This window comes from Pantoea eucrina (assembly GCF_002095385.1).
Classification (GTDB): Bacteria; Pseudomonadota; Gammaproteobacteria; order Enterobacterales; family Enterobacteriaceae; genus Pantoea; species Pantoea eucrina.
Genome location: NZ_MIPP01000001.1, coordinates 126287 through 150682, shown reverse-complemented (window position 1 = coordinate 150682; position 24396 = coordinate 126287). Strand labels below are relative to the sequence as shown.

Annotated in this window: 22 protein-coding genes, 3 tRNA genes and 1 pseudogene; 12 read left to right on the top strand and 14 right to left on the bottom strand. The window is 57.8% G+C overall.

What is annotated here, in order from left to right:
- The first annotated feature begins 139 nt into the window (after window positions 1–139).
- Window positions 140–1807, top strand: coding sequence for an energy-dependent translational throttle protein EttA (gene ettA, locus HA43_RS00735; RefSeq protein WP_071669101.1), 1668 nt, complete (start codon window positions 140–142; stop codon window positions 1805–1807).
- Between the two features lie 52 nt (window positions 1808–1859).
- Here ettA and nadR read toward each other — a convergent pair whose 3' ends face one another.
- The 3 genes from nadR to serB all read right to left on the bottom strand — a co-directional run bounded on the left by nadR (window position 1860) and on the right by serB (window position 5566).
- On the bottom strand, window positions 1860–3086 hold the full coding sequence (gene nadR, locus HA43_RS00730; RefSeq protein ID WP_094110707.1) for a multifunctional transcriptional regulator/nicotinamide-nucleotide adenylyltransferase/ribosylnicotinamide kinase NadR: 1227 nt from the start codon (window positions 3084–3086) through the stop codon (window positions 1860–1862).
- Between the two features lie 106 nt (window positions 3087–3192).
- Window positions 3193–4575 carry a DNA repair protein RadA gene (gene radA, locus HA43_RS00725; RefSeq protein ID WP_039382437.1) on the bottom strand — a complete coding sequence of 461 codons (1383 nt, stop codon included), beginning with the start codon at window positions 4573–4575 and terminating at the stop codon, window positions 3193–3195.
- Window positions 4576–4588: 13 nt separating this feature from the next.
- On the bottom strand, window positions 4589–5566 hold the full coding sequence (gene serB / locus HA43_RS00720) for a phosphoserine phosphatase (protein ID WP_039382434.1): 978 nt from the start codon (window positions 5564–5566) through the stop codon (window positions 4589–4591).
- A 107-nt stretch (window positions 5567–5673) separates the two neighbouring features.
- Here serB and HA43_RS00715 point away from each other — a divergent pair, with 107 nt between their 5' ends.
- Complete coding sequence (locus HA43_RS00715; protein ID WP_094110750.1) at window positions 5674–6345, top strand: YtjB family periplasmic protein; 672 nt, start codon at window positions 5674–5676, stop codon at window positions 6343–6345.
- Window positions 6346–6433: 88 nt separating this feature from the next.
- Here HA43_RS00715 and yjjG read toward each other — a convergent pair whose 3' ends face one another.
- The 3 genes from yjjG to HA43_RS00700 are packed head-to-tail and all read right to left on the bottom strand — an operon-like array spanning window position 6434 to window position 7956.
- A complete protein-coding gene (yjjG, locus tag HA43_RS00710) occupies window positions 6434–7114 on the bottom strand; it encodes a pyrimidine 5'-nucleotidase (protein WP_094110706.1) in 681 nt (226 codons plus the stop codon).
- 19 nt (window positions 7115–7133) lie between these two features.
- On the bottom strand, window positions 7134–7574 hold the full coding sequence (rimI, locus tag HA43_RS00705) for a ribosomal protein S18-alanine N-acetyltransferase (RefSeq protein WP_039382428.1): 441 nt from the start codon (window positions 7572–7574) through the stop codon (window positions 7134–7136).
- Window positions 7546–7956: a DNA polymerase III subunit psi gene (locus HA43_RS00700; protein ID WP_039382425.1), complete on the bottom strand. Its 411-nt coding sequence runs from the start codon at window positions 7954–7956 to the stop codon at window positions 7546–7548. The genes rimI and HA43_RS00700 overlap by 29 nt, the downstream gene beginning before the upstream one ends.
- A gap of 106 nt (window positions 7957–8062) precedes the next feature.
- Here HA43_RS00700 and rsmC point away from each other — a divergent pair, with 106 nt between their 5' ends.
- From rsmC to HA43_RS00680, 4 genes are all read left to right on the top strand, one after another.
- Window positions 8063–9094, top strand: a complete 1032-nt coding sequence (gene rsmC, locus HA43_RS00695; protein WP_094110705.1) for a 16S rRNA (guanine(1207)-N(2))-methyltransferase RsmC — start codon at window positions 8063–8065, stop codon at window positions 9092–9094.
- Between the two features lie 133 nt (window positions 9095–9227).
- Window positions 9228–9314, top strand: a tRNA-Leu gene (locus tag HA43_RS00690).
- Between the two features lie 31 nt (window positions 9315–9345).
- Window positions 9346–9432: transfer RNA gene (locus HA43_RS00685), tRNA-Leu, on the top strand.
- 27 nt (window positions 9433–9459) lie between these two features.
- Window positions 9460–9546 (top strand) — tRNA-Leu (locus HA43_RS00680).
- Between the two features lie 90 nt (window positions 9547–9636).
- Here the strand turns inward: HA43_RS00680 and HA43_RS00675 are convergent.
- Window positions 9637–9921 (bottom strand): DUF1435 domain-containing protein, encoded by a 285-nt coding sequence (locus HA43_RS00675; RefSeq protein ID WP_071669150.1) that lies wholly within the window; start codon window positions 9919–9921, stop codon window positions 9637–9639.
- A 216-nt stretch (window positions 9922–10137) separates the two neighbouring features.
- Between HA43_RS00675 and HA43_RS00670 the strand changes: the two genes are divergently transcribed.
- From HA43_RS00670 to HA43_RS00660, 3 genes are all read left to right on the top strand, one after another.
- Complete coding sequence (locus HA43_RS00670; protein ID WP_094110704.1) at window positions 10138–11232, top strand: GGDEF domain-containing protein; 1095 nt, start codon at window positions 10138–10140, stop codon at window positions 11230–11232.
- 107 nt (window positions 11233–11339) lie between these two features.
- Entirely contained in the window at window positions 11340–12134 is a 795-nt protein-coding gene (gene fhuF, locus HA43_RS00665) for a siderophore-iron reductase FhuF (RefSeq protein ID WP_094110703.1), read from the top strand.
- A 91-nt stretch (window positions 12135–12225) separates the two neighbouring features.
- On the top strand, window positions 12226–12690 hold the full coding sequence (locus HA43_RS00660; protein ID WP_094110702.1) for a YbaK/EbsC family protein: 465 nt from the start codon (window positions 12226–12228) through the stop codon (window positions 12688–12690).
- A 35-nt stretch (window positions 12691–12725) separates the two neighbouring features.
- On the opposite strand, the gene HA43_RS00655 is transcribed toward HA43_RS00660, so the two are convergent.
- The 4 genes and pseudogenes from HA43_RS00655 to HA43_RS00640 form a co-directional block, all read right to left on the bottom strand.
- Window positions 12726–13715, bottom strand: coding sequence for a nucleoside hydrolase (locus HA43_RS00655; RefSeq protein WP_094110701.1), 990 nt, complete (start codon window positions 13713–13715; stop codon window positions 12726–12728).
- A 21-nt stretch (window positions 13716–13736) separates the two neighbouring features.
- A pseudogene (locus HA43_RS00650) lies at window positions 13737–14749 on the bottom strand (LacI family DNA-binding transcriptional regulator).
- Window positions 14750–14825: 76 nt separating this feature from the next.
- A complete protein-coding gene (locus tag HA43_RS00645) occupies window positions 14826–16214 on the bottom strand; it encodes an MFS transporter (protein ID WP_094110700.1) in 1389 nt (462 codons plus the stop codon).
- 505 nt (window positions 16215–16719) lie between these two features.
- Window positions 16720–17670, bottom strand: a complete 951-nt coding sequence (locus HA43_RS00640) for a beta-propeller fold lactonase family protein (protein ID WP_094110699.1) — start codon at window positions 17668–17670, stop codon at window positions 16720–16722.
- A 415-nt stretch (window positions 17671–18085) separates the two neighbouring features.
- Between HA43_RS00640 and HA43_RS00635 the strand changes: the two genes are divergently transcribed.
- Window positions 18086–19105 carry a glycosyltransferase family 32 protein gene (locus tag HA43_RS00635; RefSeq protein ID WP_071669110.1) on the top strand — a complete coding sequence of 340 codons (1020 nt, stop codon included), beginning with the start codon at window positions 18086–18088 and terminating at the stop codon, window positions 19103–19105.
- Here the strand turns inward: HA43_RS00635 and HA43_RS00630 are convergent.
- On the bottom strand, window positions 19079–19990 hold the full coding sequence (locus HA43_RS00630; RefSeq protein WP_128083758.1) for a LysR family transcriptional regulator: 912 nt from the start codon (window positions 19988–19990) through the stop codon (window positions 19079–19081). The genes HA43_RS00635 and HA43_RS00630 overlap by 27 nt on opposite strands.
- Window positions 19991–20118: 128 nt before the next feature.
- Between HA43_RS00630 and HA43_RS00625 the strand changes: the two genes are divergently transcribed.
- Entirely contained in the window at window positions 20119–20508 is a 390-nt protein-coding gene (locus tag HA43_RS00625; protein WP_071669111.1) for a tautomerase family protein, read from the top strand.
- 192 nt (window positions 20509–20700) lie between these two features.
- Window positions 20701–22989, top strand: coding sequence for a phosphatidylglycerol--membrane-oligosaccharide glycerophosphotransferase (opgB, locus tag HA43_RS00620; RefSeq protein ID WP_420874578.1), 2289 nt, complete (start codon window positions 20701–20703; stop codon window positions 22987–22989).
- Between the two features lie 8 nt (window positions 22990–22997).
- On the opposite strand, the gene HA43_RS00615 is transcribed toward opgB, so the two are convergent.
- Together HA43_RS00615 and HA43_RS00610 are read right to left on the bottom strand one after the other, a co-directional pair.
- A complete protein-coding gene (locus HA43_RS00615) occupies window positions 22998–23711 on the bottom strand; it encodes a GNAT family N-acetyltransferase (RefSeq protein WP_094110696.1) in 714 nt (237 codons plus the stop codon).
- A 52-nt stretch (window positions 23712–23763) separates the two neighbouring features.
- Window positions 23764–24261, bottom strand: a complete 498-nt coding sequence (locus tag HA43_RS00610) for an RcnB family protein (RefSeq protein ID WP_071669113.1) — start codon at window positions 24259–24261, stop codon at window positions 23764–23766.
- Window positions 24262–24396: the final 135 nt, after the last annotated feature.

The window sequence follows — 24396 nt, the reverse complement described above, 5'->3', positions numbered from 1 at the left end:
TACAATTACGCAGCAGTGCGCCTGACATCACGCCTGTCACGCAAGTTTCACCGCGGCGCGGCTGTGATTAGGCCGTGAAAACCGCTAAACTTCACCATCTGACGTTCCACTATTTACAGACCAAGAGGCTCATCATAACGTGGCTCAATTCGTCTATAGCATGCATCGCGTCGGCAAAGTGGTACCGCCGAAGCGTCACATTCTGAAGAATATCTCTCTCAGCTTCTTCCCGGGCGCCAAAATCGGCGTACTCGGTCTGAACGGCGCAGGTAAATCGACCCTGCTGCGCATCATGGCCGGTATTGATAAAGATATCGAAGGGGAAGCGCGCCCGCAGCCGGGCATTAAAGTGGGTTATCTGCCGCAGGAGCCGCAGCTCAACCCGGAACACACCGTGCGTGAATCGGTTGAAGAAGCGGTGGCGGAAGTCGCTGGCGCTCTGAAACGTCTTGATGAAGTCTACGCGCTGTACGCCGATCCCGATGCGGACTTCGACAAGCTGGCCGCCGAACAGGGCCGTCTGGAAGAGGTGATTCAGGCGCACGATGGCCACAATCTGGAAACCCAGCTCAACCGCGCCGCTGACGCGATGCGTCTGCCGGAGTGGGATGCCAAAATCGGCAACCTGTCGGGTGGTGAGCGCCGTCGTGTGGCGCTGTGCCGCCTGCTGCTGGAAAAGCCGGACATGCTGCTGCTTGATGAACCGACCAACCACCTGGACGCGGAATCTGTCGCCTGGCTGGAACGCTTCCTGCACGACTTCGAAGGCACCGTGGTCGCGATTACCCACGACCGTTACTTCCTCGATAACGTTGCGGGCTGGATCCTGGAGCTGGACCGCGGTGAAGGTATCCCGTGGGAAGGCAACTACTCCTCCTGGCTGGAGCAGAAAGATCAGCGTCTGGCGCAGGAAGCGTCGCAGGAAGCTGCACGCCGCAAATCCATTGAAAAAGAGCTGGAGTGGGTGCGTCAGGGTGCGAAAGGCCGTCAGTCTAAGGGCAAGGCGCGTCTGGCTCGCTTTGAAGAGCTGAACAACAGCGACTATCAGAAGCGTAATGAAACCAATGAACTCTTTATTCCGCCAGGCGCACGCCTCGGCGATAAAGTGCTGGAAGTGAAAAACCTCAGCAAATCGTATGGCGATCGCGTCCTGATTGACGATCTGTCGTTCTCGCTGCCAAAAGGAGCTATTGTCGGGATTATCGGGCCGAACGGCGCGGGTAAATCGACGCTGTTCCGCATGATGTCTGGTCAGGAGCAGCCCGATTCCGGCAGCATCGATCTGGGCGAAACCGTGAAGCTGGCGTCGGTCGATCAGTTCCGCGATGCGATGGATAACTCTAAAACGGTATGGGAAGAGGTCTCTGGCGGCCAGGATATTATGCGTATCGGTACCACCGAGATGCCAAGCCGTGCCTACGTCGGACGCTTTAACTTCAAAGGCACCGATCAGGGTAAACGCGTAGGCGAACTCTCCGGTGGTGAGCGCGGACGTCTGCACCTGGCGAAACTGCTTCAGGTAGGCGGCAACCTGCTGCTGCTGGATGAACCGACCAACGACCTCGACATCGAAACCCTGCGCGCGCTGGAGAATGCCCTGCTGGAGTTCCCGGGCTGCGCGATGGTGATCTCGCATGACCGCTGGTTCCTCGACCGTATTGCCACCCATATCATCGATTATCAGGATGAGGGCAAGGTTGAGTTCTTTGAAGGTAACTTTACCGAATACGAAGAGTATAAGAAACGCACTCTCGGCGCGGATGCGCTGGAGCCGAAGCGTATCAAATACAAGCGTATGGCGAAGTAACCTGCTGATAAAAAAGGCGCCTCCGGGCGCCTTTTTTTATTGTGCTCAGGCGTTAATTGCCCAGCCGCTCTTTGACCAGCTCCACACAGCGCAGGAAGCGCGCATCGTAGTTGTCCTCCTGCACGTGCACAAACTCAACGTTATTTTCCCGCAGCATGGTCACCAGAATAGACTGAAACTCGCGCCGGTCTACCGAGCTGCCAAGGCTGCGCAGGCCATCCGCCACCCAGGGCACGTTGTTCTCCAGCAGGATCACCAGGTCAAAGCGGTACTCATCGATCAGCGCCTGCACAAAGGGGTGTTCGCGTCCTTCATACTTCAGGCAGAACGCCTGAGTGGTAATAAAGTCGGTATCGATAAAGGCGACTTTATTCGCGTACTTGACGGCAAAATCGATATATTGCGCCTGACCCAGCGCGATTTTATCGTAGTCAGAGTACTGCAGCGCCATCTCATCGCCGCCGAGGTGAGAGAAGACGTAGTCGCGGCCATACTCCCAGGCGCTGGTGGTATTAAAGATATTCGCCAGCTTGTTGACCAGCGTGGATTTGCCGCTCGACTCGCCACCCAGCACCGCGACGGTGCGCACAAAGAAAGGCTTCACTTCGGTCGGAATATATTCCCAGTAGCGAAACGGATCCTGACGGATCTGGCTGCCGCTGATGCTCATAAACGATCGGTGTGGATCGATGACCCGCGCCGGGATCCCCAGATACTGCTGATACATCGGCGCATCCGGCTCTTCGCTGGTATAGACGCAGTCGGGCACAATCCCCTGCTCTGCCAGAAACGCGCTGACGCCTGCGCTCCAGAGATCCCAGCCGTGCGGATAGGGTTCGATTCCCTCTTCGTTGAACGAGTGAATACGAATGTTTTTCTGGTATTTGAATGTCTGCAGCAGCCAGCGCAGACGATCGCTGATGGTGGGCTGCTGCGACATGGCGCTGTTCTCAAACAGTGCGCGATCGCGCGGCTCATCGTGGCCCATAATAATATGCAGCTCATCCACCTGACTGCAGGCGCGCTGGATCAGGTAGATATGGCCGGTGTGCAGCGGATAGAACTTGCCAAATACCACACCCACGGTTTTCTCACGCCGCGGAAACTCCAGCCCGAGAAAGTGATGCAGCGCCGCCAGTTTCTGCGCACCAGGGCTTTTTATTTTCGCGTTAAGCAACTGGCTCAGGTAGCCCTTGGTCATTCCGCTGGCGTCAGCCACCTGCTGCAGCGTATGGCCCTGCTGCCGAATCGCGCTCTTCAGATAGTCAAATGATGACACTCAGTGCCTCCTGCGGACAATAAACGGCGGTGCGGTCTTTAAGGCGGGGCGCATTAATGCGCCCCCTGCATATCGCGGCGGCGGCATTTATACCGCCCTGGCGAAATTACAGCTCATCCAGAATGGCCAGCGCATCCGCCAGCTTCTTCGCGCTGTAAACCTTCATGCCATCAATCGTTTTCTTCGGCGCGTTGCCGGCCGGCACGATGGCGCGCTTAAAGCCGTGCTTGGCTGCTTCAGAGATACGCTCCTGGCCACTCGGTACCGGCCGGATCTCACCTGCCAGCCCGACTTCGCCAAAGATCACCACATCCTGCGGCAAAGGACGATCGCGCAGGCTGGAAACCATCGCCAGCAGCAGCGCCAGATCGGCACTGGTTTCCGTGACTTTTACGCCGCCTACCACGTTAACAAACACATCCTGATCCGCCATTTGCAGGCCGCCGTGACGATGCAGTACCGCCAGTAAAATCGCCAGACGGTTCTGCTCCAGCCCTACCGCTACGCGGCGCGGATTGCCCATCATCGAGTGATCCACCAGCGCCTGGATCTCAACCAGCAGCGGCCGGGTACCTTCCCACACCACCATCACCGAACTGCCTGACGTGATCTCATCGCCGCGCGACAGGAAAATAGCTGAAGGGTTGCTGACCTCACGCATTCCCTGCTCCGTCATGGCGAATACGCCCAGCTCATTCACCGCACCAAAACGGTTTTTATGGCTGCGCAGCGTGCGAAAGCGCGAGTCGGCATCGCCATCCAGCAGCACCGAGCAGTCGATACAGTGCTCCAGCACTTTCGGACCTGCCAGCGAGCCATCTTTGGTGACATGGCCGACCATGATAATCGCCACGCCGCGCGTCTTGGCAAAACGCGTCAGATAGGCGGCGGTCTCCCGCACCTGCGCCACGCTGCCGGGAGAAGACTGAATATCCGCCATGTGCATCACCTGGATGGAGTCGATAACCATCAGCTTCGGCTCTTCCTGCTCGGCAATCAGGCAGATCTGCTCAATACTGGTTTCCGACAGCATATTCAGGTTGTCCGTGGGCAGTCCCAGCCGGTGCGCGCGCATCGCCACCTGCTGCAGCGACTCCTCGCCGGTGACATAGAGCGTCTTCATGCTCTCCGCCAGCTTGCACATAACCTGCAGCAGCAGCGTCGATTTACCGGCACCGGGGCTGCCGCCAATCAGGATAGCGCTGCCCGGAACCACTCCACCGCCCAGGACGCGGTCAAACTCTTTAAAGGTGGTGGTGAAGCGCGGCAGCGCCTCAAGGCTAATCTCCGAGAGCTTCTGCACCCGGCTGCTGCCGGCGTTACCTGCATAGCCGCTCAGGCGCTCATTGCGCGCAGCGGCAGGCGAGGCAGCAATACGCACCTCAGTGATGGTGTTCCAGGCGTGGCAGGCGCTGCATTGCCCCTGCCAGCGCGGATAGTCTGCGCCGCATTCGTTACACACGAAGGCGCGTTTTGCCGCTTTGGCCAAATCAGTTCCTCAGTTAACGCTCTTCATGAATCAGGCTGCCGGTCAGGATGCAGAACACCCCCATCAGGTCAGCGTGACGGATAGTGACTTCCGTCTGCTCATTCACTTTAGGTTTAGCATGATAGGCAATACCCAGTGCTGCACGCTTAATCATCGGCAGATCGTTGGCGCCATCGCCCACCGCTACCGTCTGCTGCGGTGCGATATCAAAACGCTGTGCCAGCTGATGCAGGGTATCCGCTTTATATTGCGCATCGACAATCTGTCCGATCACCTCGCCGGTGAGTTTACCGTCGCGCATCTCCAGCTCATTGGCGACGGCCGCCGCCAGATGCAAGGTCTGACGCAGGTGATCCGCATAAAAGGTAAAACCGCCAGACGCAATCGCAACCTGCCAGCCGAGCGCCTGCAGCTTATGCACCAGCGTGGTCAGGCCCGGCATCAGCGGCAGAGTGTCGCGCACCTGTTTAAGGATAGCGGCATCGGCGCCAGCCAGCTGCGCCACGCGCTCACGCAGGCTGGCTTTGAAGTCGAGTTCACCGCGCATCGCCCGTTCGGTGACCTCAGCCACCTGCTCACCGCAGCCCGCCAGTCTGGCGATCTCATCAATGCATTCGATCTGGATCGCCGTAGAATCCATATCCATCACCAGCAGCCCTGGCGTTTTCAGATGCGGGATTTTGCCGAGCGGCGCCACGTCGAACCCGGCATCATGCGCCAGCCGGGTGGCACGCGGCGTCAGCGAGCCTGCCAGCCGGATCACCTGATATTCGTCAACGTTCCATGCGCTGACAATCACCATGGCGGCCCCCAGCTGATGCTGATAATCAGTCAGCTGCTGTTTATCGAGTCCGCGCCCATACAGCAGCCAGCCCGTGCGGCCGGCACGGTAGTCCAGCGGCATAACTTCATCACCGCTCAGGGAGAGGGGTAAACCCGGCCAGAGTGAGACATCGGCGGGCAGATCGCACCAGGTAAGACGATTTGGCATTACAGCTCCTGTAGGGACAACAAAACCACGCAAGAGGCTACCTTGTCTGCGCGGGTTCTGGCAACATAATTGCCAGCCTTTCTGCTGCTATGTCACATGGGTTTCTGATGGTTAAAACTGCACTGAAATTTCGCCTGCATCGCACGGTGATTGTTCTTATCTCTCTGGCGCTGCTGGTGGTGCTGATGCAGGGCGCCTCATGGTTCAGCCTGGGTCATCAGATGGCGCGCTCTGAGCAGGTTGAAGAGCTGGCCCATACCCTCACCCGCCAGGTGGCGTTCAGCCTGAAGCCCCTGATGGATAACAGCGATGATAACCGCACGCAGATTGCCGCTATTCTCGATCAGATGACGGATAACAGCCGCATCCTTGATGCCTCCGTCTATGCCGACGATGGCAGCCTGGTGGCACACAGCGGTGAAACCATCAACGTACGCGACCGTCTGGCGCTGGATGGCAAACGTGCCGGCAGCTACTTCAATCATCAGATTGTGCAGCCGCTGGAAGGCAAAGAGGGACCACAGGGTTTCCTGCGCGTGACGCTGGACACGCACGTTCTGGTTACCGAATCACGTCAGGTAGATAACACCACCAATATTCTGCGCCTGATGATGCTGCTGGCGCTGGCGATTGGCATCATTCTGACCCGTACTCTGCTGCGCGATCGCCGCACCCGCTGGCAGCAGTCGCCCTTCCTGCTTACCGCCAGCCGCGCGGTGAAAGAAGATAAAGAGGAAGAGCCGGCAGAAACACCCGGTGCGCAGGAAAAGACGCGCTAAGCGCCAGCCTGAGCCGCAGGCTGTTCAGACAGATACAAAAAAACCAGGCCGCTGCTTCTGCCTGGTTTTCGGTTTTTAACGGCGCGCTTTAAGCGGTAAGAATAGCCTGAAGCTGAGCGAGGTTTTTCACCTGAAAATCAGGGGTAATATCCGCAGGCAACGGGCGCGTGCCGTGATCGATCCAGCAGGTTTTAAGACCCGCATTTATTCCCCCGAGAATATCAGACTCGGGCGTATCGCCAACCATCAGTACGCGCTGTGGTGCCGGATTGCCGAGCAGCTCCAGCGTATGGGCAAAGATTTTTGCGTCCGGCTTGGGAACACCAACCTGCTCTGAAATCACCAGCGCATCGAACATATCGTGAAAGCCCGTGCGCTCCAGCCGCGCCTGCTGCAGGGCCGTAAAGCCGTTGGTGACGATCGCCATTTTGACGCGGCCTTTAAGGCTCTGCAGCAGTTCAGGCGCGCCTTCCAGCGGCAGGCAGATCTCCGCCATCGCATTAAGGAAATCGCTGTTCAGGATATCCGGCTCTACGCTGAGCTTCTCTCCCCAGAGCGTAAAGCGCTGCGTCTGCAGCTGTGCGGCGGTGATGGTGCCGTTCTGGTAATCCACCCATAAAGGCTTATTGATCGCCTGATAATCGGCGTAATCGCGATCGCTGAACTGCACGTCGTAGCGGGTAAACATGCGCTGCAGTCCGGCAAAGGCATCGAAATGAAACAGTGTTTCGTCAGCATCAAACAGGATGCAGTCCCAGTCGTTTAACATGGTGCTCCTTAATCAGCGGTCAAAGTGTCAGCGCCATAATGATGGCGTCTTCCCGTCCGCCTGCGGTGGGGTAGTAATTGGGGCGCACGCTGACCTGGTGAAAATCGAGCTGCTCATACAGGGCAATCGCCGCGCGGTTTGAGGCGCGCACCTCCAGCCAGAGGGTCAGCACATCGCGCTGCTCCAGTTCGCCGATCAGCGTCTGCAATAGCTGACGCGCATAGCCGCGGCGCTGAAAGTCGGGATCAACGGCGATGTTAAACAGCGACGCCTCATCCAGCACAACCTGCGTAATGGCAAAGCCGGCAAGGCGTCCGTCACTGTGCAGCCCGAAGTTGAGAAAGCGTTCCCCCTGATTACTGGCGAAGGTCTGTTCACTCCAGGGAAAAGCGTGCGCCCGGCGTTCAATGGCGAGCTGCTGCGGCCGATCGTCAGCCGTGATGAGCGAGATAGTGGTCATGGTTACACATCTGTTGCCACAGCGCGCGCCTGGCTGCGCCGCTGCTAATCAGTTCATTAAGGACGGCGCTGGTGAATACCACACCGTTAAAGGTGTGCCCGCTCTCCACGCCCAGCAGCCAGCCGGGACAGGCTACCTGCTCTGGCAGCATCGGCAGCTGCTCCGGCGTCAGCGTCATCACCTGTGCGGGCAGAATATCCAGCGCCCGCAGCACGTCCCGTATCAGAGGCTCATCCAGTGCCGGCGGGTGTTCCGCTACCAGCAGCAGGCGCGTATCGGGTGCCAGCCTGACGGCGATCTCCCCTTGCAGCACGCGCGGACGCCGCAGCTGATACTGCGTAATCCCCATCTGCTGCAGAAGCCAGTCGCGTCTTGTACTCATGCTGTTTTCCGCTATGCCGTAAGTAATGCGCGCTATGCTAGCAAACCCGTCGAACATGCGCCAACAAAGCACTATAATCCCCGCTCTGATTTAACAGGAGCGTTCCATGTCTGCTTTTACCCCGGCCAGTGAAGTTATTCTGCGCCACAGTGATGAATTTACCACCCGCCACGTGCTATTTGCGGGTGACCTGCAGGATGACCTGCCCGCCCAGCTGGAAACCGCGCTCAGCCGCGTTCATACCCAGCAGTATCATCACTGGCAGAACCTGAGCCATCGGCTGGGCGATCGCGCCGTATACAGCCTCGTGGCCAGCGCGGCCGATGTGACAGACTGCACCACCCTGATTTACTTCTGGCCTAAAAATAAGCCGGAAGCGCAGTTCCAGCTGCAAAATCTGCTCGCGTTACTCCCTGTCGGCAGCGATATCTTTGTCGTGGGCGAAAACCGCAGCGGCGTACGCAGCGCCGAAGGCATGCTGGAGCAGTGGGTGACGCTGGAGAAAATTGACAGCGCGCGTCGCTGCGGCCTCTATCATGGTCAGCTGACGCAGCAGCCTGAGTTTGACGCCAGCCAGTTCGGCAATACTTACCAGCTGGATGAGATGACCATCCATACGCTGCCGGGCGTATTCAGCCGCGATGGCCTGGATATTGGCAGCGATCTGCTGCTGTCGACCCTGACGCCGCACACCAAAGGAAAAGTGCTGGATCTCGGATGCGGCAGCGGTGTTTTAGCCACCGCGCTGGCGCAGCACTCGCCGAAGGTACGGCTGTGGCTGTGTGATGTGCACGCCGCTGCCATTGAAGCGAGCAAAGCCACGCTGGCGGCAAACGGGCTGGAAGGCGAGGTGTTTGCCAGCAACGTCTTTAGCGACGTTACCGGACGTTTCGATCTGATCATCTCTAATCCGCCGTTCCATGACGGCATGCAGACCAGCCTTGATGCGGCCAACAGCCTTATCCGCGGCGCGGTGAAGCATCTGAACAGCGGCGGCGAACTGCGTATTGTGGCGAATGCTTTCCTGCCTTATCCGCAGATACTGGATGAAACCTTCGGCAGCCACGAAGTGCTGGCGCAGACCGGCCGCTTTAAGGTTTACCGTGCGGTTTATGGTCGTGGCGCGCGCGGACGCTAAGCGCCTGATGCGGCGATAAAGCGTTGCTTTTTCCAGCAGTCGGTTTATCGCCGTAAAATATCTGTTGACGCATTGCGTAAAACCTCTAGAATGCGCCTCCGTGGTTAGCAATACTGTAAAGTGTTGCCGGTATGCGAAGGTGGCGGAATTGGTAGACGCGCTAGCTTCAGGTGTTAGTGTCCTAACGGACGTGAGGGTTCAAGTCCCTCTCTTCGCACCAATAATCACAGAGTTTATATCGCGTGCACTGCGCGAAGGTGGCGGAATTGGTAGACGCGCTAGCTTCAGGTGTTAGTGTTCTTACGGACGTGAGGGTTCAAGTCCCTCTCTTCGCACCATGCGGTGATATAAACAGACAACACGATGCGAAGGTGGCGGAATTGGTAGACGCGCTAGCTTCAGGTGTTAGTGTTCTTACGGACGTGAGGGTTCAAGTCCCTCTCTTCGCACCACTGTTGTCACCTCTCTCCCGGCAGTTAATTCCCTGAATGTTACTCTCCTGCTTATCACGCGCTGCGTGATGTTGCTGTTTCTGCACGCTGCTAACCCAGATGAAAATTCACTGACGCTGCCGTGATGCCGCCCGCCAGCGCGACGCAGGATGGCAGCAATATATAGTGGCGCAGCCGCTGGTGAAACAGCATAACCAGCGTCAGCAGAAGCATAACAATCATGATCGCCCGCCACTGCGCATAGCCCGGTTCCCATAACGCAAACAGCGGCATAGCGGTACAGGGCAGCAGAATACCCCAGCCACTATCCAGGCGCTTACCCATTATCCAGCTCACACCCCACAAGCCGCAGGCAGCCAGCATTGCTGCGATCATCATTACGCCCCTTAATGATAAGAATTACCATTATCATATGACAACCATTCTCATTCTGCAGCGAATTTTTCACCGCATGACAGAAATACTGGAAAATGCTAAATTGCCGCCGATAACACACCTGATAACAACATGAAACGTGCTGACTATCCGCATAGCAGAATTAACGCTGCCGGGTAGCGCTTTGATATTTCAGGGCTGTCACGGGTAATAATAATGAAATTAAACGCTTACGATGAACTGAAACAGAGCAAATATCGGCTTTCGCTGATGCTGTTTTTGTTTCTTAATATCGCCGTTTCACTTTTTTGCCTGCTGCCCTGCCTGAACGTTCAGATACCGATATTTACCCTACCCGCAGTGCTGGTCGCGGGTTTCAGCACCACGCTGCTGCTGCTTTGCCTGATAATGCCCGGCCTGCGCTTTCCCGTATTAACGCCGGTCGCGCTGCTGCTCGGGCTGCTGTGGGCGTGGCATATTAATCAGAAATATCATCTGATTTCTGCGTTTGATAGCAGCTATTTAATTATCAGCTTACTTAGCGTCTTTTTTATCAGCGCTATCGCGCTGAGCGACTATTTAACGGCATTTTGCCTGCATATTCTGCCGCCGGTGCTGACCGTGCTGCTGCTGGATAAGGGACAGCACCTGACCACTATTCTGTTTACTATTACGCTGCCGCTGATTGGATTTTCCCTGCTGCATTTGATGCGCCGGCGTTTTGACCATTTTACCCGGCAGCTGATTGGCCAGCTGTATGAAGAGAAGCAGAGCTTCAGCGCGCTCAGCATGCTCGATCCGCTGACCGGCCTCTATAACCGGCGCGGGCTGCAGAACCGGCTGGAAACCATTCTCGAGAACCATGCCGGCAGCCACTTTATCCTGCTGCTGGATATCGATCACTTTAAAGCCTATAACGACAATTACGGACATGCGATGGGCGACCAGGCGCTGAAGCGCGTATCGGCCGCGATCCGTGACGCCGTCCGCTCGCGCGATGTGGTCACCCGCTATGGTGGCGAAGAGTTTCTGGTACTGCTGACCAATGTCAACGCGTCAATCGCCATGAAGCTCGCCGAGCGCATCCGGCAGTCGGTGCTGGAACTGGAGATCCCCCATCGTTCTAATACCGCGGTATCGACTCACGTCACCGTCAGCGCCGGCATCGCGCCGATGGCTGCGCACGATTTTGAGCGGGCCATCGCCAACGCTGACCGTGCGCTCTATGTCGCCAAAAACCGCGGGCGCAATACCATTCTGGCCTGGGAGGCGCTGCCGGCACGCCGGCAGGCGATTAGCGAGCCGCACTAAAGTGATAAATACAACGCTATAGCAATCTTATGCTGCTGCTATCTTGCTCACTCAATCAGGAACGATTATCATTTGTTTTTCGTTTCCCGTTATCATTCAGGATTGGCATGGCTACGATTACGCGTCAGGCGCACCGCTTCAGTGAGCAGTCCCCGATCTTCATGCAGCGCGATCGCACGCTGGTACGCGCGCTGCAGGAGCTGATCCATGAGCAGTGCAGCGACCGTCAGGCGTATGTCAGACTGGGAGAAACCGCACCGGAAGGCGCTTTGACGCTGGCTGAATGGTCGGCACCGGAGCACTTTCAGTCTCTGACGCAGCGCTACGGTGACTATCTTTATCGCAGCCATCCTGATACGCCGCGGGAGGCGAAGCCGCTGCAGTCACTCTGGGCGCAGTGGTACTTCGGCCTGCTGGTGCCCACGCTGATGATGGCGCTGCTGCATGAGCCGCGTGCCCTCAACTGCTCACCTGAATATATCCGCGCTGAGTTTCACGAAAATGGCCATCCCGCCACCTTCTGGCTGGATGTGCAGGAGGATGAGCCCGCGCGATTTCTCTCTGCCCCGCAGCGTATGGCGCGCCTGATCCAGGCCTGCCTGCAGCCCGCCGTGGAAGGCATGACACAGCACGGCGACATCAATGCGCGCCTTATCTGGAACAACATGGGATACCTGATCTACTGGTTCCTGGGTGAACTCCGCGCGCAGCTGCCCGCCGCGCTGATCGACCAGCTGGAAGAGATGCTGTTTTTCACGCCGTCGCTGCCGGACGGCAGCGATAACCCGCTTTACCGCACCATGATTATGCGCCACGGGACGATGGAGCGGCGCAGCTGCTGTCAGCGCTATCGTATTCCTGACGTCGAGCGCTGCGGTAACTGTACACTGAAAGCGCAATAAGCACGCGCGCGCCGTAAATTCTCCTTTTCTCTCGTTTACACTTTTTTCGCCTTGTGGCAGCGTTCAGGTTCAGTTTTTACCGGAGAACACCATGAGCCTGGAGTCGGTACAGCAGTTCTTTGCTGAGCATGCGCCGGATATCGAAATTATTGAAACGCCTGAAAGCACGGCCACCGTGGCGCTGGCGGCACGCGTTCACGGCGTCTCAGCGGGGCAGATTGCCAAAACGCTGTCGCTGAAAGTGAAAGAGCAGGTGGTGCTGATTGTTACCCGCGGCGACGCGCGTCTGGATAACCGCAAACTGAAAGCCGCCCTGGGCGCCAAAGCGCGCATGCTGAGCGTGGATGAGGTGGTGAACTGGACCGGCCATCCGGTCGGCGGCGTCTCTCCTTTTGGTCTGGAAAACCCGCTGACCGTGTACTGCGATATCTCCCTGCGCAGCTTTGATGAGGTGCTGCCTGCCGCGGGTTCAGTGCGCAGCGCGGTACGCATCTCACCGCAGAGAATGGCGGAGCTGACCCATGCCGCCTGGATCGACGTCTGTGAAGCGCTTTGAGGGCACGGATCTTATCGCGCCGTCGCTGTCACGTTTCAGAGCCGGGTCGGCAAACGGGTAAAAGCCTGTTCAAGCATATCCAGCAGCAGCGCATTATCAACGTGCTGAAGGACATGGACCAGCGCCCCGGTTTCTGGCGGGATCCCCACATCAAGTCGCAGCGGTGGACGGTAACGCCAGCTCTTGCCGCGCGTTGCACCGGGACGCAGCTCGATATCCACGTAATAATCGGCGCCTTCCGCCACGCGCTGGTTCAGCAGCCAGGCGACCACCAGCGCATCATGGATCCAGCAGCCTGGCAGCCGCCGGGTCCGCATTGAGTAGTCGATCCAGGGGCCCAGCGTCTCGCGGATAAACTGCGTCAGCGGATGCGATTGCGCCGTGATGCGCGCGAGATCGTCGCGGGTCAGCAGCGTCTGCGTGGTGGCGTCCATCGGCACCAGGGTGATGGTGGCACCGCTGTGCAGTACCTGATGCGCCGCCTCCGGATCGAGACCAAAATTGGTATCTTTGATGTAGTCATCAAGCGCAAAGACGCCGCCCATGATCACAATCTCCGCTACCGATTCAGCCATCTGTGGATAACGCTGCAGCGCCTGCGCCACGTTTGTCAGCGGCCCGATAGCGACCAGCGTAAACTCTCCCGGGTTATCGCAGATCAGCTGGCCCATCACGCCGGCAGCGTCATGGCCGTCCGCCGCCATCACCGCTGGCTGACGCACGCCCTGCCACAGCGCGGCCAGCGCCGGATCGGCCAGATTATCCAGACGCGCCCGCCACGGCAGCGGATCTTCGCGCAGCGCCTGCAGCGCCCCCTGCACCACCGGAATATTCAGCCCGAGACGTTTCAGCAAATCTTTTGCCACGCGCGCGCCCGTCGCGCTGGGCGTGTTACCGGTGACCGTGGTAATCAGTTCCGGCGACAGCGCGGGTGATGCCAGCGCCAGCGCAATCGCCAGTCCGTCATCAGTATTTGCACCTGCGATGCCATTCCCCGGATCGCAATCAATAATCACTCTTTTCATAATGTTTTATCGTTATTGTATTTAAGGCTGCAGGCAGCCACAGGACTCGCCGGTTTCGATATAGTGCGGCAGCTCGGCCATCACCCCCTCCTCCGGCTGGTTTTTCAGCATAGCAATAGCGCGCTGCGCCAGCTCAGACAGCGGCTGTCGCACCGTGGTCAGCGAAGGCACATGAAACGCGGCCTGCGTGGTACCGTTGAAACAGACCAGCGCCACATCCTGCGGCACGCGGATCCCCTGCTCGGCAAACGCGCGAATACAGCCAATGGCCTGGCCTTCGTTACTGGCAAACAGCGCACGCGGTACGCGACCGCTGGCGATCATGCGCTGCGCCGCGTCGTAGCCGCCCTGCCGCGAGTAATCCGCCGGGAAAATCAGGCTTTCATCCACGGGCAGCCCCCGCTCCTGCATCGCATCACGCCAGCCCTGAATACGATCCCGGGCGTAAACATCGCCGGCGGGCCGCTTATCATGCCCACCTGCTGATAACCGTGACTCAGCAGATGCCGGGTGACATCACAGGCCGCCAGCCGCTCGTTCATGCTCAGCACGCTGACGCCGGGGCGCGGGGTAATGCGATCCAGCATCAGCAGCGGCGTTCCGCTCGCCTGCACCACGTCAATATAGGGATGACGATCGACGCTGTTATAAAACAGTCCGTCGATCTGACGGTTAAGCATGCCCTGAATCAGCTCCAGCTCACGCTGACGATCGTCACCGGCATCACCCAGCAGCATAATATGGCCGTGGTTAAGCGACTCCTGCAGCAGGACATGCGCCATGGAAGCGACAAACGGGTTCGCAATGTTCGGCACAATCAGACCAAAAGTTTTGGTGGTGCCGGAGGCCAGCGCGCGCGCTACGGCGTTAGGCCGGTAGCCCGTCTGCTTAATGGCAGCCAGCACCCGCTGACGGGTCGCTTCCGCCACCGGGCGCGGCCCATTGTTGATCACATAGCTGACCACGGCTACCGAGGTGCCTGCGACGCGGGCGACATCGGTACGGGTAACATTTCCGCCGGGAGATTTTGCCAAATTAGCCTCAATATAAATGCCGCTGGCCGGATTCACCGGCCAGCGTTATGTCAATGGTACTGCCTGCAGCTGCGCGTCAGATGGCATCCTCCGGCAGATTAAGGTCGCGACCGCGCGTTTCCGGTGCGACAAACGTCGTCAGAAATCCGATAGTGGCCATCGCGCTAAAGTAAACGGCGATTGGCCACCAGTGGCCGGTCCATGAGAGCAGCGCTGCCGCGACCAGCGGCGCAGTGCCGCCAGAAAGAATCGACCCCAGCTCTTTTGCCACTGCCATTTTGGTATAGCGATGCTTCACGCCAAACATCTCGACGCCCCAGGCCGCCTGTACACCAAATATCCCCAGCGAAGCGAGCGCCATTCCTGTAACGATGACAGCAATAATAATTGTCGGATCGCGGCTATCCATCAGGCTGAAGGCGGGCCACGCATAGATCATCAGCAGCAGGCAGAAACCACGATAGGTAATGCGGCGACCAAAACGATCGGAGAGCCAGCCCGCAAACGGAATAATCAGGAAGCCCAGCAGCGAGGCGATAAACACCGCCGTGGTCGGTACCGACTTATCCAGCATCAGCACTTTTGCTACGTAACCGACAATAAAGCCCTGAGCCAGATATGAAGGACCATTTTCACCGATGCGCAGACCCACCATGGTCCAGAACGCCCGCGTACGCTGCCAGACGCTGCGGCTGTCAGTTTCAATGTGCGCCCGGGAGAGCGTCTCGCTGCGCTGCGCCTGCAGTTCAGCCTGCTGACGCTCAAACACCGGCGTTTCGCGCAGATGGCGGCGGATCCACAGCGCCACGACGGCGATCAGGACGCTGCTCAGAAAAGGAATACGCCAGCCCCAGGCCAGCAGACTCTCTTTATCCATCTGGATCACCGCCAGCCAGACCAGAGAGGCGATCAGCGTGCCGCTGTTTGAGCCCAGCGCGATTACGGAAGAGACCAGGCCGCGTCGTTCAACCGGGGCATACTCGCCCAGCATAACGGTGCCGCCAGAGAGCTCCGCCCCCGCTCCCAGTCCCTGCGTAAAACGCAGCAGTACCAGACAGGCAGGTGCCCAGAGTCCAATTGTTGCATAAGACGGGATCAGGCCAATCAGCGTGGTTGAGGCGCCCATCAGGATAATCGTACTGATCATCACGACTTTGCGCCCTTTGCGATCGCCAATCCAGCCAAACAGCAGCGCGCCTATCGGGCGGGCGATAAAGCCGACTGACCAGGTGGCAAAGCTTGAGAGCAGCGCCATAGCGGGTGTCGCTTCCGGAAAAAAGATGTCGCCAAAGATGATACCTGCCGCCAGGCCATACAGCGCAAAGTCGGCATACTCCATTGCCGTACCGAGCCAGCAGGAGAAGGTTGCGCGCCAGAAATCTTTGCGGCCAGCGGGAGTTTGCAGCCGTTCATCAGCTGCGGTGAGGTGAGGTGAGTGCTGTGCAGTGGGATGATGTTCCGTCATAACCCTTTCTCTTAGTGAAGTGAAAACAGTAAACGCCCTTCCATGGGTCTGTTCCCTTGCTTAAGCAAGCAGAACGTCCCGGTGACGACGTTCGACAGGCAAATCCTGAAAGATCAGTAAGGAATTCCCTGGTGTTGGAATTCATCTCTCTGCTGCGTTTCGCCGGTGTTTAATTCACCGATCGTATTAGCACAGCAAATGTAACATGTTCATTTCAGGGCCGTAGCCGCGTCTGGCACCGTGAGTTATCACTGGGGAGACAGTCTATCTACGCGCGTAGATAAATCAAGCGGCAAAACGAAAATTAGTTAGATTATTTTGACTATCCACCCTGATTAATACCAAAAAAATACGAGAATTCAGGTAATTGCATGCGTTTTAATTAAGCAAAAGCCGTATTAAAACGCAGCAACGGGTATCAGTAATTTATCAATAGCTGCGCAGTGCCTGCTGACGCGCCGCCTTTATGCCACCTGCAGATGACAATGAAATGACAGCGGCTGCCTCAGCTCAGCGTAAAATAACTTAACGCCTCACAGCCTGTGCCCGCCTGCGGTGTGGCTATCACCTTTCGCTGCGCCAGATCGATAACGCTTAACGACCCATCGCCTTCATTCGCGATAAGCAGCGTGCGGTTATCCTCACTGAAACAGCCATCCCCTGGCCGGCACCCTACGCGCAGAGTACCTGAGGGATTAAGCAGATCGTCAAACAGCGTAATCAGTGATTCATCATGCCCAATCGCAACCAGCCGTTCGCCACTGGCACTGAACCGCACAACCTGGCAGGGCTGCTGGTGGCCGGCCAGCGTAATACGCTGCCGGACCCGGTGGCTCTGCCGATCGATCACATAAAGCAGCGGTGCGTCGGCGGCGCTGGCGACCAGATAAGGATGTCTGGGCGAGGCAGCAATACCGGCTATCGGACCAGGCAGCAGAATGTTATCAATGACGCGGCCTTCTGCCTCACATAAATCGATTACTGTGATGCTGGCGTCCTCTTCATTTTCCGTAAACAGCTTGCGTCCGCTGGGGGAGAGCGTCAGCCGGTGCGCGTTATGCGAAGGCAGCGGTATGGTTTTCTCTACGCGATCGGTATGCGGATCGATGACCGCAACCGCCGCGCTGTTTTCACAGCAGAGATAGACTTTGCCGTCACGCCCCAGCTGTCCGCTGTGCGGCGACTGCAGTGGCGTAAGGTCGATAAAGCCGCTGATCCGGCGCTGACGCAGATCGATAACAGCGACTTTATGCCCGGGATAAGGATTAGCGCCGTGCACGCCGCTGCCATAGAGCGGGACATAGGCTTTTTCCAGTGCGGGCAGCATCAGCAGCTCGTGCGGGCGCGGCGGAAACGCATTCAGCTCCTGCTCAACGGCAAAGCTTTCCGGATGCAGAAACAGCACCCGGTTCCCCTGTTTATCAACGGCTATCAGACCGCGGGCAGATGACTGCATAATCACTCCTTAAACAGAATGCCTGACTAAAGCGTAGCTAAGCTGTATGACGAAGGTAAATTTCGCTCTGATACCAGACTAAAATCCAGCAGGGATAAACGTTCATTTCTCACCACAATTTTCACATTCCCGCACTTCAGGCTGTACGCAGAGAACGATCTTAGGATTAATCCTGGCGGGAAAAAATAAACTGTGAAATTCGTCACGCTGTTATTTTGTTAAATTTTTATTGTTAACGGCAGCTTCATTTTCCGCTTTATCTGAAAGAGAAAAAAAGGATTAGCGCAATCGCGAAGAATGTTTTATTAAGCTCATTGTAATACTTTTACACACAGCCCCCGTAAGGAAACATAAGAGCGCCTAAGGCGCCAGCATCAGGGACTCCTTGCCCATAATCACAATAATCAGGTGCATCATGTCAAAAAAACGTCTTCAGCCGGCGCGCGCGCTCTGGCACAACTGGAAAAGAATAGCGTTTACCGGTCAGTCATTACTGCAGAAAAAACAGCATAATGCGCTCTGCGCGCCGGAGTATGATCCCAGCGAAGAGGACAATATCGTGTTACTTTCTGGTGAGAAGACGTTGCCAGAGATCCCGAAAAAAGTATGGCTGTACTGGGATACAGAATATTTACCAAAATCGTTACAGGCGAATATTGCTAAAATACGCCGCGATAATCCTGACCACAGCGTTCACCTGTTAAATAAATATTCTGTGAAAGAAGTCCTGCCCGATTTTATATTTACCTCAGCACAATTAACGGCGCAGCAGAAAAGCGAAGTGATCAGGCTTGAGCTGCTATTACGCTACGGCGGCATCGCTATCGACTGCGCTGCGCTGCTGTTTGAAGATCTGAGCTGGGTACATAGCGCTCATCAGGAACGCCCGATGGATGTGATCGGCTATTATTGCGAACGCTCAACGCTGAATTATCTCGCGCCTGTTATTGAGACCTGGTTTCTTGCTGCTGCGCCAAATAATCCTTTTATTCGCGAATGGCAGAAGCAGTATGCGCCCATCAAGCATCAGGGTGAGCAGAGCTTCTTTAACGAAATGCGAAAGCGTGATGACTTTTCGCTGCTGACGCAGAGAATCGCTGAACCGGCACAGCAGCCGGGTGCGCTGGCGCAGCAGGCGGCCATGCGCGAATATCGCCGCGTTAATCTCTTTCTGCGTAAATGCGAAGCCAGCGCCTTTTACTATCAGCGCCTGAACAACTGGAAAAGCGACGCCTTTACGCATGCCATTCTGTTTCATCAGCGCCCGCATACGCCGCCGCCGGTTATTAAGCTGGATGGTCACGCACAGCTGCATCTCGACTTTAACCTGCGTCTGGGAAACTACAACCGCAGCAGCCTGCTGGGCGCAATGATGCAGCCTGCTGCACCGCTCAGCGTGGCGCTGCCCTCACCCGTTAACAAAGCGAGCGCGTAGCCAGTGAATGAAGGTCGTCACCGCACGCGGCACCTGTGCCGCGTAAGGGCGCACCACCCAGAGGCGGTCGGCAAAGGCGTCGACCGCCTGCCACGATGAGAGCACCGGCTGCAGCGCGCCGCTTTCCAGCGCTGCGCGGGCGCTGAAATCGGGCAGCATGGCAATGCCTGCTCCCTGCAGCGCGGCGTCCCGAATCGACTCGCTGTTATTGGTGGCGAAATTTCCCTGAATTTTTACCGTCAGCATTTCGCCGCCCTGATGCGACTGAAAGCGCCACTGCGGCGCATCGGGACCGCGCGGATACCACAGGCAGTTATGCTGAAGCAGCGCGTCCGGAGTCTGCGGCACGCCGTGCTGTGCCAGATAGGCGGGCGAAGCCACCAGCAGCGCGCGCGTGGCGCACAGAGGCAGCGCGACGTGCGTTTCCGGCAGCGACTGACTGTGGCGGATAGCGAGATCAAACCCTTCCCCGCCGAGTGACACCAGGCGGTCAGTCACATCCAGCTGCAGGCGCACCTGCGGATATTCCCGCAGAAAATCGCCGATAATCGGCACCAGCTGCTGCCGGGCAAACGCCACCGGCGCGCTGATGCGTACCTGTCCGCGTACCGGCCCCGCTTCATCACGCACGCGATACACGCTTTCCGCTATCCGGGTAAAGGGTTCACGCAGCTCGCCAGCCAGCTGCTCACCGGCTGACGTCAGTCGCACGCTGCGCGTGGTGCGCTGAACCAGAGCAACCCCGGTCAGCGCTTCCAGCTCTTTAATTTTCTGACTCACTGCCGCTTTACTGACATCCAGCCGCTCAGCGGCGCGGGTAAAACTGCCCTGCTCCGCCAGTACCGTCAGCCAGTAAAGATGTGTCCAGAGCGCTTCGGTTTTCATCGACTTACCCGCCATTGTTCAAAATAGTGAACAATCATTTTATCGCAGTCGCTTTTTCTTTGCGCACGCAGCGGGCAGCATAAGCCTCACTTATGCGACTTTTACGCCACTACTGCGAGGGTTTACCAATGCCATTACTCACTTTCGATCTGATTCAGGGCCGCTCCGAGGCTGAAGTTCGTACGTTACTGGATGCCGCCCATCGCGCCGTCCTGACTGCGTTCGGCGTGCCTGAGCGCGACCGCTATCAGATTGTTCATGAAAACAAAGCGTATCAGATGGTTTTCCAGGATACCGGACTGGGCTTTTCGCGCACGGATAATCTGGTGATGGTGCGGGTCTACACCAGCCCGCGCAGTGAGGCGCAAAAAAGCTGTTTTATGGCAGAGCTGGCGCGCGAGCTGCGTGAAAGCTGCGGCGTGCAGGGCCACGATCTGATGATAAGTTTTATCACCAACAGCAAAGGTGACTGGAGCTTTGCGCACGGTGAAGCGCAGTATCTTACCGGTGCGTTATAAGCCACAGTCTGCCCGATACGCTACCGCCGCCGCGCTTATCATCCCGCCTGGCGGCACGATTCCGAATGTACCGCACAAATCCCGCCGGACAGGTTGCAGCCCGGTGACAGCCAATATAGATTGACGCAAACCCCCTGAAGAGGGCGCGCGGCCGCTGGCGCCGCGCTATTCATCTATCGTGAGGATTTGCCGTTGGCATTGCTTTCAATCGTGCTGTTTCTGACCGCCATCATCATTTACGCCTCTAAAGCCGGACGCAATACGTTCTGGTTCAGCCTGATGCTGCTGCTGCTGACGCTGTTTATTGTGCTGAATGCAACGCTGTTCGCCAGCAACTATTTTACCGGTGACGGCATCAATGATGCGGTGATCTACACGCTGACCAACAGCCTGACCGGCGCCGGCGTCAGTAAATATGTGGTGCCCGCTATCGGGCTGATTATTGTGCTGTTTCTGCTGTTCTGCTTTCTTTCATGGATTTTGCGCCGCCATAAACGTCCGCATCATCTCGGCTGGAGCCTGCTGGCGATCGCCTGCGCCGCCGGCTCGGTGCAGACCACGCCGGCGTTTCGTCAGGTTAAAGATCTGATTGCGTCGCACGCGCACGCGGGCGACTCCGATTTCGCCACCTGGTACATCACGCCGCAGAACCGTATTGAACAGCCCGCGCTCAACCTGGTCTATATCTACGGCGAGAGCCTGGAGCGCACCTATTTAAATCAGCAGGCTTTTCCCGACCTGGCGCCGGAGCTGAGCCGCGAGCAGGCGCAGAGCCTGGATTTTAGCAATACCGCGCAGCTGCCCGGCACCGACTATACCATTGCCGGCATGGTCGCCTCACAGTGCGGTATCCCGCTGTTTGCGCCTTTTGACGGTAACGCCTCAGCCGCGCTCTCAAGCTTCTATCCGCAGAGTCTCTGCCTCGGCGATATTCTCAAAAACAGCGGCTATGAGAACTGGTTTATTCAGGGCGCCGATCTGCGCTTTGCCGGCAAAGATACTTTTCTGCTTTCGCACGGCTTCGCCGCATCGAATCTCTATGGCGCGCAGGAGCTGAAAAGCCGCGTGGCCGATCCCGACTACCGCAACAACTGGGGCTTTTACGACGACACCGTGCTGGACGAGGTGTTTGAGAAGTATGCTGAACTGTCGCAGCAGAACAAACGCTTTGCCCTGTTTACCCTGACGGTGGATACCCATCATCCTGATGGCTTTATCTCCCGCAGCTGCCAGCATAAAAGCTATCAGTATGAGGGCAAAATGAACCAGTCATTCAGCGCCGTCGCCTGTTCACAGGAGCACGTGGCGCGGCTGATTGAGCGTATTAAAGCTTCGCCGTGGTTTAAAAACACCGTTATTGTCGTCAGCTCCGATCATCTGGCGATGAACAATACCGCCCACCCCTATCTGACGAAGCTGCCGCGCCGCGATCTCTTTATAGTCATTCGCGGCGATCGGCCGCAGGCGGAGGTGCGCGATGCGCCACGCAGCACGCTGGATAACGGCGCCACGGTGCTTGAGATCCTCGGCGGTGACAAGGCGCTGGGACTTGGCCGCAGTTCACTCTCTACGCCGTCGCTCTCCACGCAGTTTGACGACATGGCGAAAAAGGTCAGCAGCTGGAAAGCTGATATTGTGCAGCTGTGGAATTTTCCGGCCAGCATGAAAGAGTTCACCATCGACCAGCAGAAGAATACCTTTACCTTCTCCGGCGCCACGTTCCGCCTGCCGATCCTGTTCCGGCTGGGCAATAAGCAGGTTGAACCGCTGCCGGAGGGAGAGTATGCCGCGCCGCTGCGCTATCAGCTGGCCGATTTTGCCGCGAACGACAAATTTGTCTGGGCCGACCGCTGCTTCAAAATGGCGCGACTCTGGAAGCCGGAGCTGGCGCTCTCCACCGATCTCTGCCTGGCGATGGGCCAGATGGGCGGCCAGCCCAGCGTAGTGCGTATCGATCAGCCGCTCTGGCACGGCAAAACGCACTTTCCGCCGCTGCGCGTCAGCCCGGAAACCTGGCGGCTCAATCAGCAGCAGATCCGCATTGAGGATAATGACATTCGCTACGATGCCGACAGCTTTGTGCTGAACGTGCCGGGCGCTCCGCACAGCATCCGGCGCTTTAGCGGCATCTCGCGCCCGGAGAGCTGGGGGCGCTGGTCCAATGCCAATCTGGCTCCGGAGGTGAATATTGAGTATGCCGAACCGCTGCCGTCGCGGTTCGATCTGGTGATCACCGCGCGCGCGTTTGGTGCCAATGCGCAGCAGCCGATTCCGGTACGCGTAGGCAGCGAGGAGCAGGTCCTGCGGCTGGACGATAGCTTCTCCACCACCACGCTGCACTTCAGCAATCGCGACGGCAGCCATAATCTGGTGATTGTGCCACCGGCGCCGCAGCTGTCGAATCAGGACAATATTGTGGGTCAGGCGCCGCGCAAGCTCGGCATTGGCATGGCGGAGATCCGCATCGTGCCACGCCCCTGAGAGCGGGCTCAGTCGCGCGGGCGCAGCGTCTCCAGCCGCTCCCGCTGCGCACCATCGGCGCTGAAATTATCCGGCGCCAGCCAGCGCTCAAAGGCGAGCTTTAATACCGGCCAGTCGCCATCGATAACAGAGAACCAGCAGGTATCGCGGCTGCGGCCTTTATACACCATTGCCTGACGGAACACGCCTTCGGGCTGAAAACCGAGCCGCAGCGCCGCCTGGCGCGAAGGCTGATTGCAGCTGTCGCATTTCCATTCGTAGCGGCGATAGCCGAGCTGGTCAAACGCATACGCCATCAGCAGAAAGTGCGCCTCAGTGGCCATGCGGGTACGCTGCAGCAGCGGTGAAAACACCACATATCCCACTTCCATTACGCCGTGCTGCGGCTCGATACGCATCAGCGCGAGCGTACCCACCGCCTGCCCGCGCTGCAGATCGATCACGGCAAAATGCAGGTAATCGGGATTGTGCTGGCAGGCGGCGGCGAACGTCAGCCACTCACGCTGCGATGCCGGACGCTCCACGGGCAGCCAGGTCCAGCTGCTATCGTCCGCGGCGTGCGCATGCGCGGCGCTGAGATCGGACGCGTGGCGTGACGCATCCAGCGGCTCAAGGCGGCAGTAACGCCCCTGAAGCGTGACGCGCTCCGGACGCGGACGCGGCTGCCAGTCAGGCAACGCACTCCCCGTCGGCTGGCCAAACTCATTAACGGTCGGGGCCATCTTTTCTGCCTCTGAAATAAAACAGGCGGACCCGGTGGCCCGCCTGCTGGCGTTATCCTTTAAAGAAGATGTCGCCCGATTTGCCCATAACGATTTTGCCGCTGTCATCGGTGATCTGAATATAGTTGGCGTTGATGTAAGCCCAGTGTGCACCAGCCTGCGGAGCGGGCAGATGACGCGCCTGCCAGTCAGTGATGGTGTACTCTTTTTTGCGATACTCTTCCGGTACCACATCGCCGACCTTGTGCTCTTTGTAGTCGATAATGATGGTGTGCAGATTGTAGTTGTTGGCGGCGGAAGGCTGCTCGCCGGTGCCGTTGTTAGACGGGCGAACCGGCGCGTCGTCGCCTGATGCAGCAGGTGCCTGAGCGGCTGGCGCATCGGCGTCTGGCACCGGCGCGGCGTCAGGGGCCTGCACATCCGGCTGCTCTACCTGAGGCGGCATCGGCACGCTATTGGTCTGCTCATCCGCTGCCAGTGCAGCTGGCGTCAGGCTGAGCGCGCCCAGAAACAGGCCGGCAGATAAAAGGGTTACGTGTGTCCTGCGCATTGGTGATTCCCACTCTGATTAATAGTCTGATGTCCATTTACTGACAAGCGCACCGGGCCAATGGTTCCCGCTGCCGTGCGGCGCTCGTCGCGTCATGCCACAGCATACCTCAGCCTGGCCCGATTCAGGCGCGCT

Excerpts from the sequence above, each read along its gene's own strand:
- serB (WP_039382434.1), bottom strand. The coding sequence starts at position 5,566 with ATGCCAAATCGTCTTACCTGGTGCGATCTGCCCGCCGATGTCTCACTC.
- HA43_RS00715 (WP_094110750.1), top strand. The coding sequence starts at position 5,674 with ATGGTTAAAACTGCACTGAAATTTCGCCTGCATCGCACGGTGATTGTT.
- yjjG (WP_094110706.1), bottom strand. The coding sequence starts at position 7,114 with ATGTTAAACGACTGGGACTGCATCCTGTTTGATGCTGACGAAACACTG.
- rimI (WP_039382428.1), bottom strand. The coding sequence starts at position 7,574 with ATGACCACTATCTCGCTCATCACGGCTGACGATCGGCCGCAGCAGCTC.
- HA43_RS00700 (WP_039382425.1), bottom strand. The coding sequence starts at position 7,956 with ATGAGTACAAGACGCGACTGGCTTCTGCAGCAGATGGGGATTACGCAG.
- rsmC (WP_094110705.1), top strand. The coding sequence starts at position 8,063 with ATGTCTGCTTTTACCCCGGCCAGTGAAGTTATTCTGCGCCACAGTGAT.
- HA43_RS00675 (WP_071669150.1), bottom strand. The coding sequence starts at position 9,921 with ATGATCGCAGCAATGCTGGCTGCCTGCGGCTTGTGGGGTGTGAGCTGG.
- HA43_RS00670 (WP_094110704.1), top strand. The coding sequence starts at position 10,138 with ATGAAATTAAACGCTTACGATGAACTGAAACAGAGCAAATATCGGCTT.
- fhuF (WP_094110703.1), top strand. The coding sequence starts at position 11,340 with ATGGCTACGATTACGCGTCAGGCGCACCGCTTCAGTGAGCAGTCCCCG.
- HA43_RS00660 (WP_094110702.1), top strand. The coding sequence starts at position 12,226 with ATGAGCCTGGAGTCGGTACAGCAGTTCTTTGCTGAGCATGCGCCGGAT.
- HA43_RS00655 (WP_094110701.1), bottom strand. The coding sequence starts at position 13,715 with ATGAAAAGAGTGATTATTGATTGCGATCCGGGGAATGGCATCGCAGGT.
- HA43_RS00645 (WP_094110700.1), bottom strand. The coding sequence starts at position 16,214 with ATGACGGAACATCATCCCACTGCACAGCACTCACCTCACCTCACCGCA.
- HA43_RS00640 (WP_094110699.1), bottom strand. The coding sequence starts at position 17,670 with ATGCAGTCATCTGCCCGCGGTCTGATAGCCGTTGATAAACAGGGGAAC.
- HA43_RS00635 (WP_071669110.1), top strand. The coding sequence starts at position 18,086 with ATGTCAAAAAAACGTCTTCAGCCGGCGCGCGCGCTCTGGCACAACTGG.
- HA43_RS00630 (WP_128083758.1), bottom strand. The coding sequence starts at position 19,990 with ATGAAAACCGAAGCGCTCTGGACACATCTTTACTGGCTGACGGTACTG.
- HA43_RS00625 (WP_071669111.1), top strand. The coding sequence starts at position 20,119 with ATGCCATTACTCACTTTCGATCTGATTCAGGGCCGCTCCGAGGCTGAA.
- HA43_RS00615 (WP_094110696.1), bottom strand. The coding sequence starts at position 23,711 with ATGGCCCCGACCGTTAATGAGTTTGGCCAGCCGACGGGGAGTGCGTTG.
- HA43_RS00610 (WP_071669113.1), bottom strand. The coding sequence starts at position 24,261 with ATGCGCAGGACACACGTAACCCTTTTATCTGCCGGCCTGTTTCTGGGC.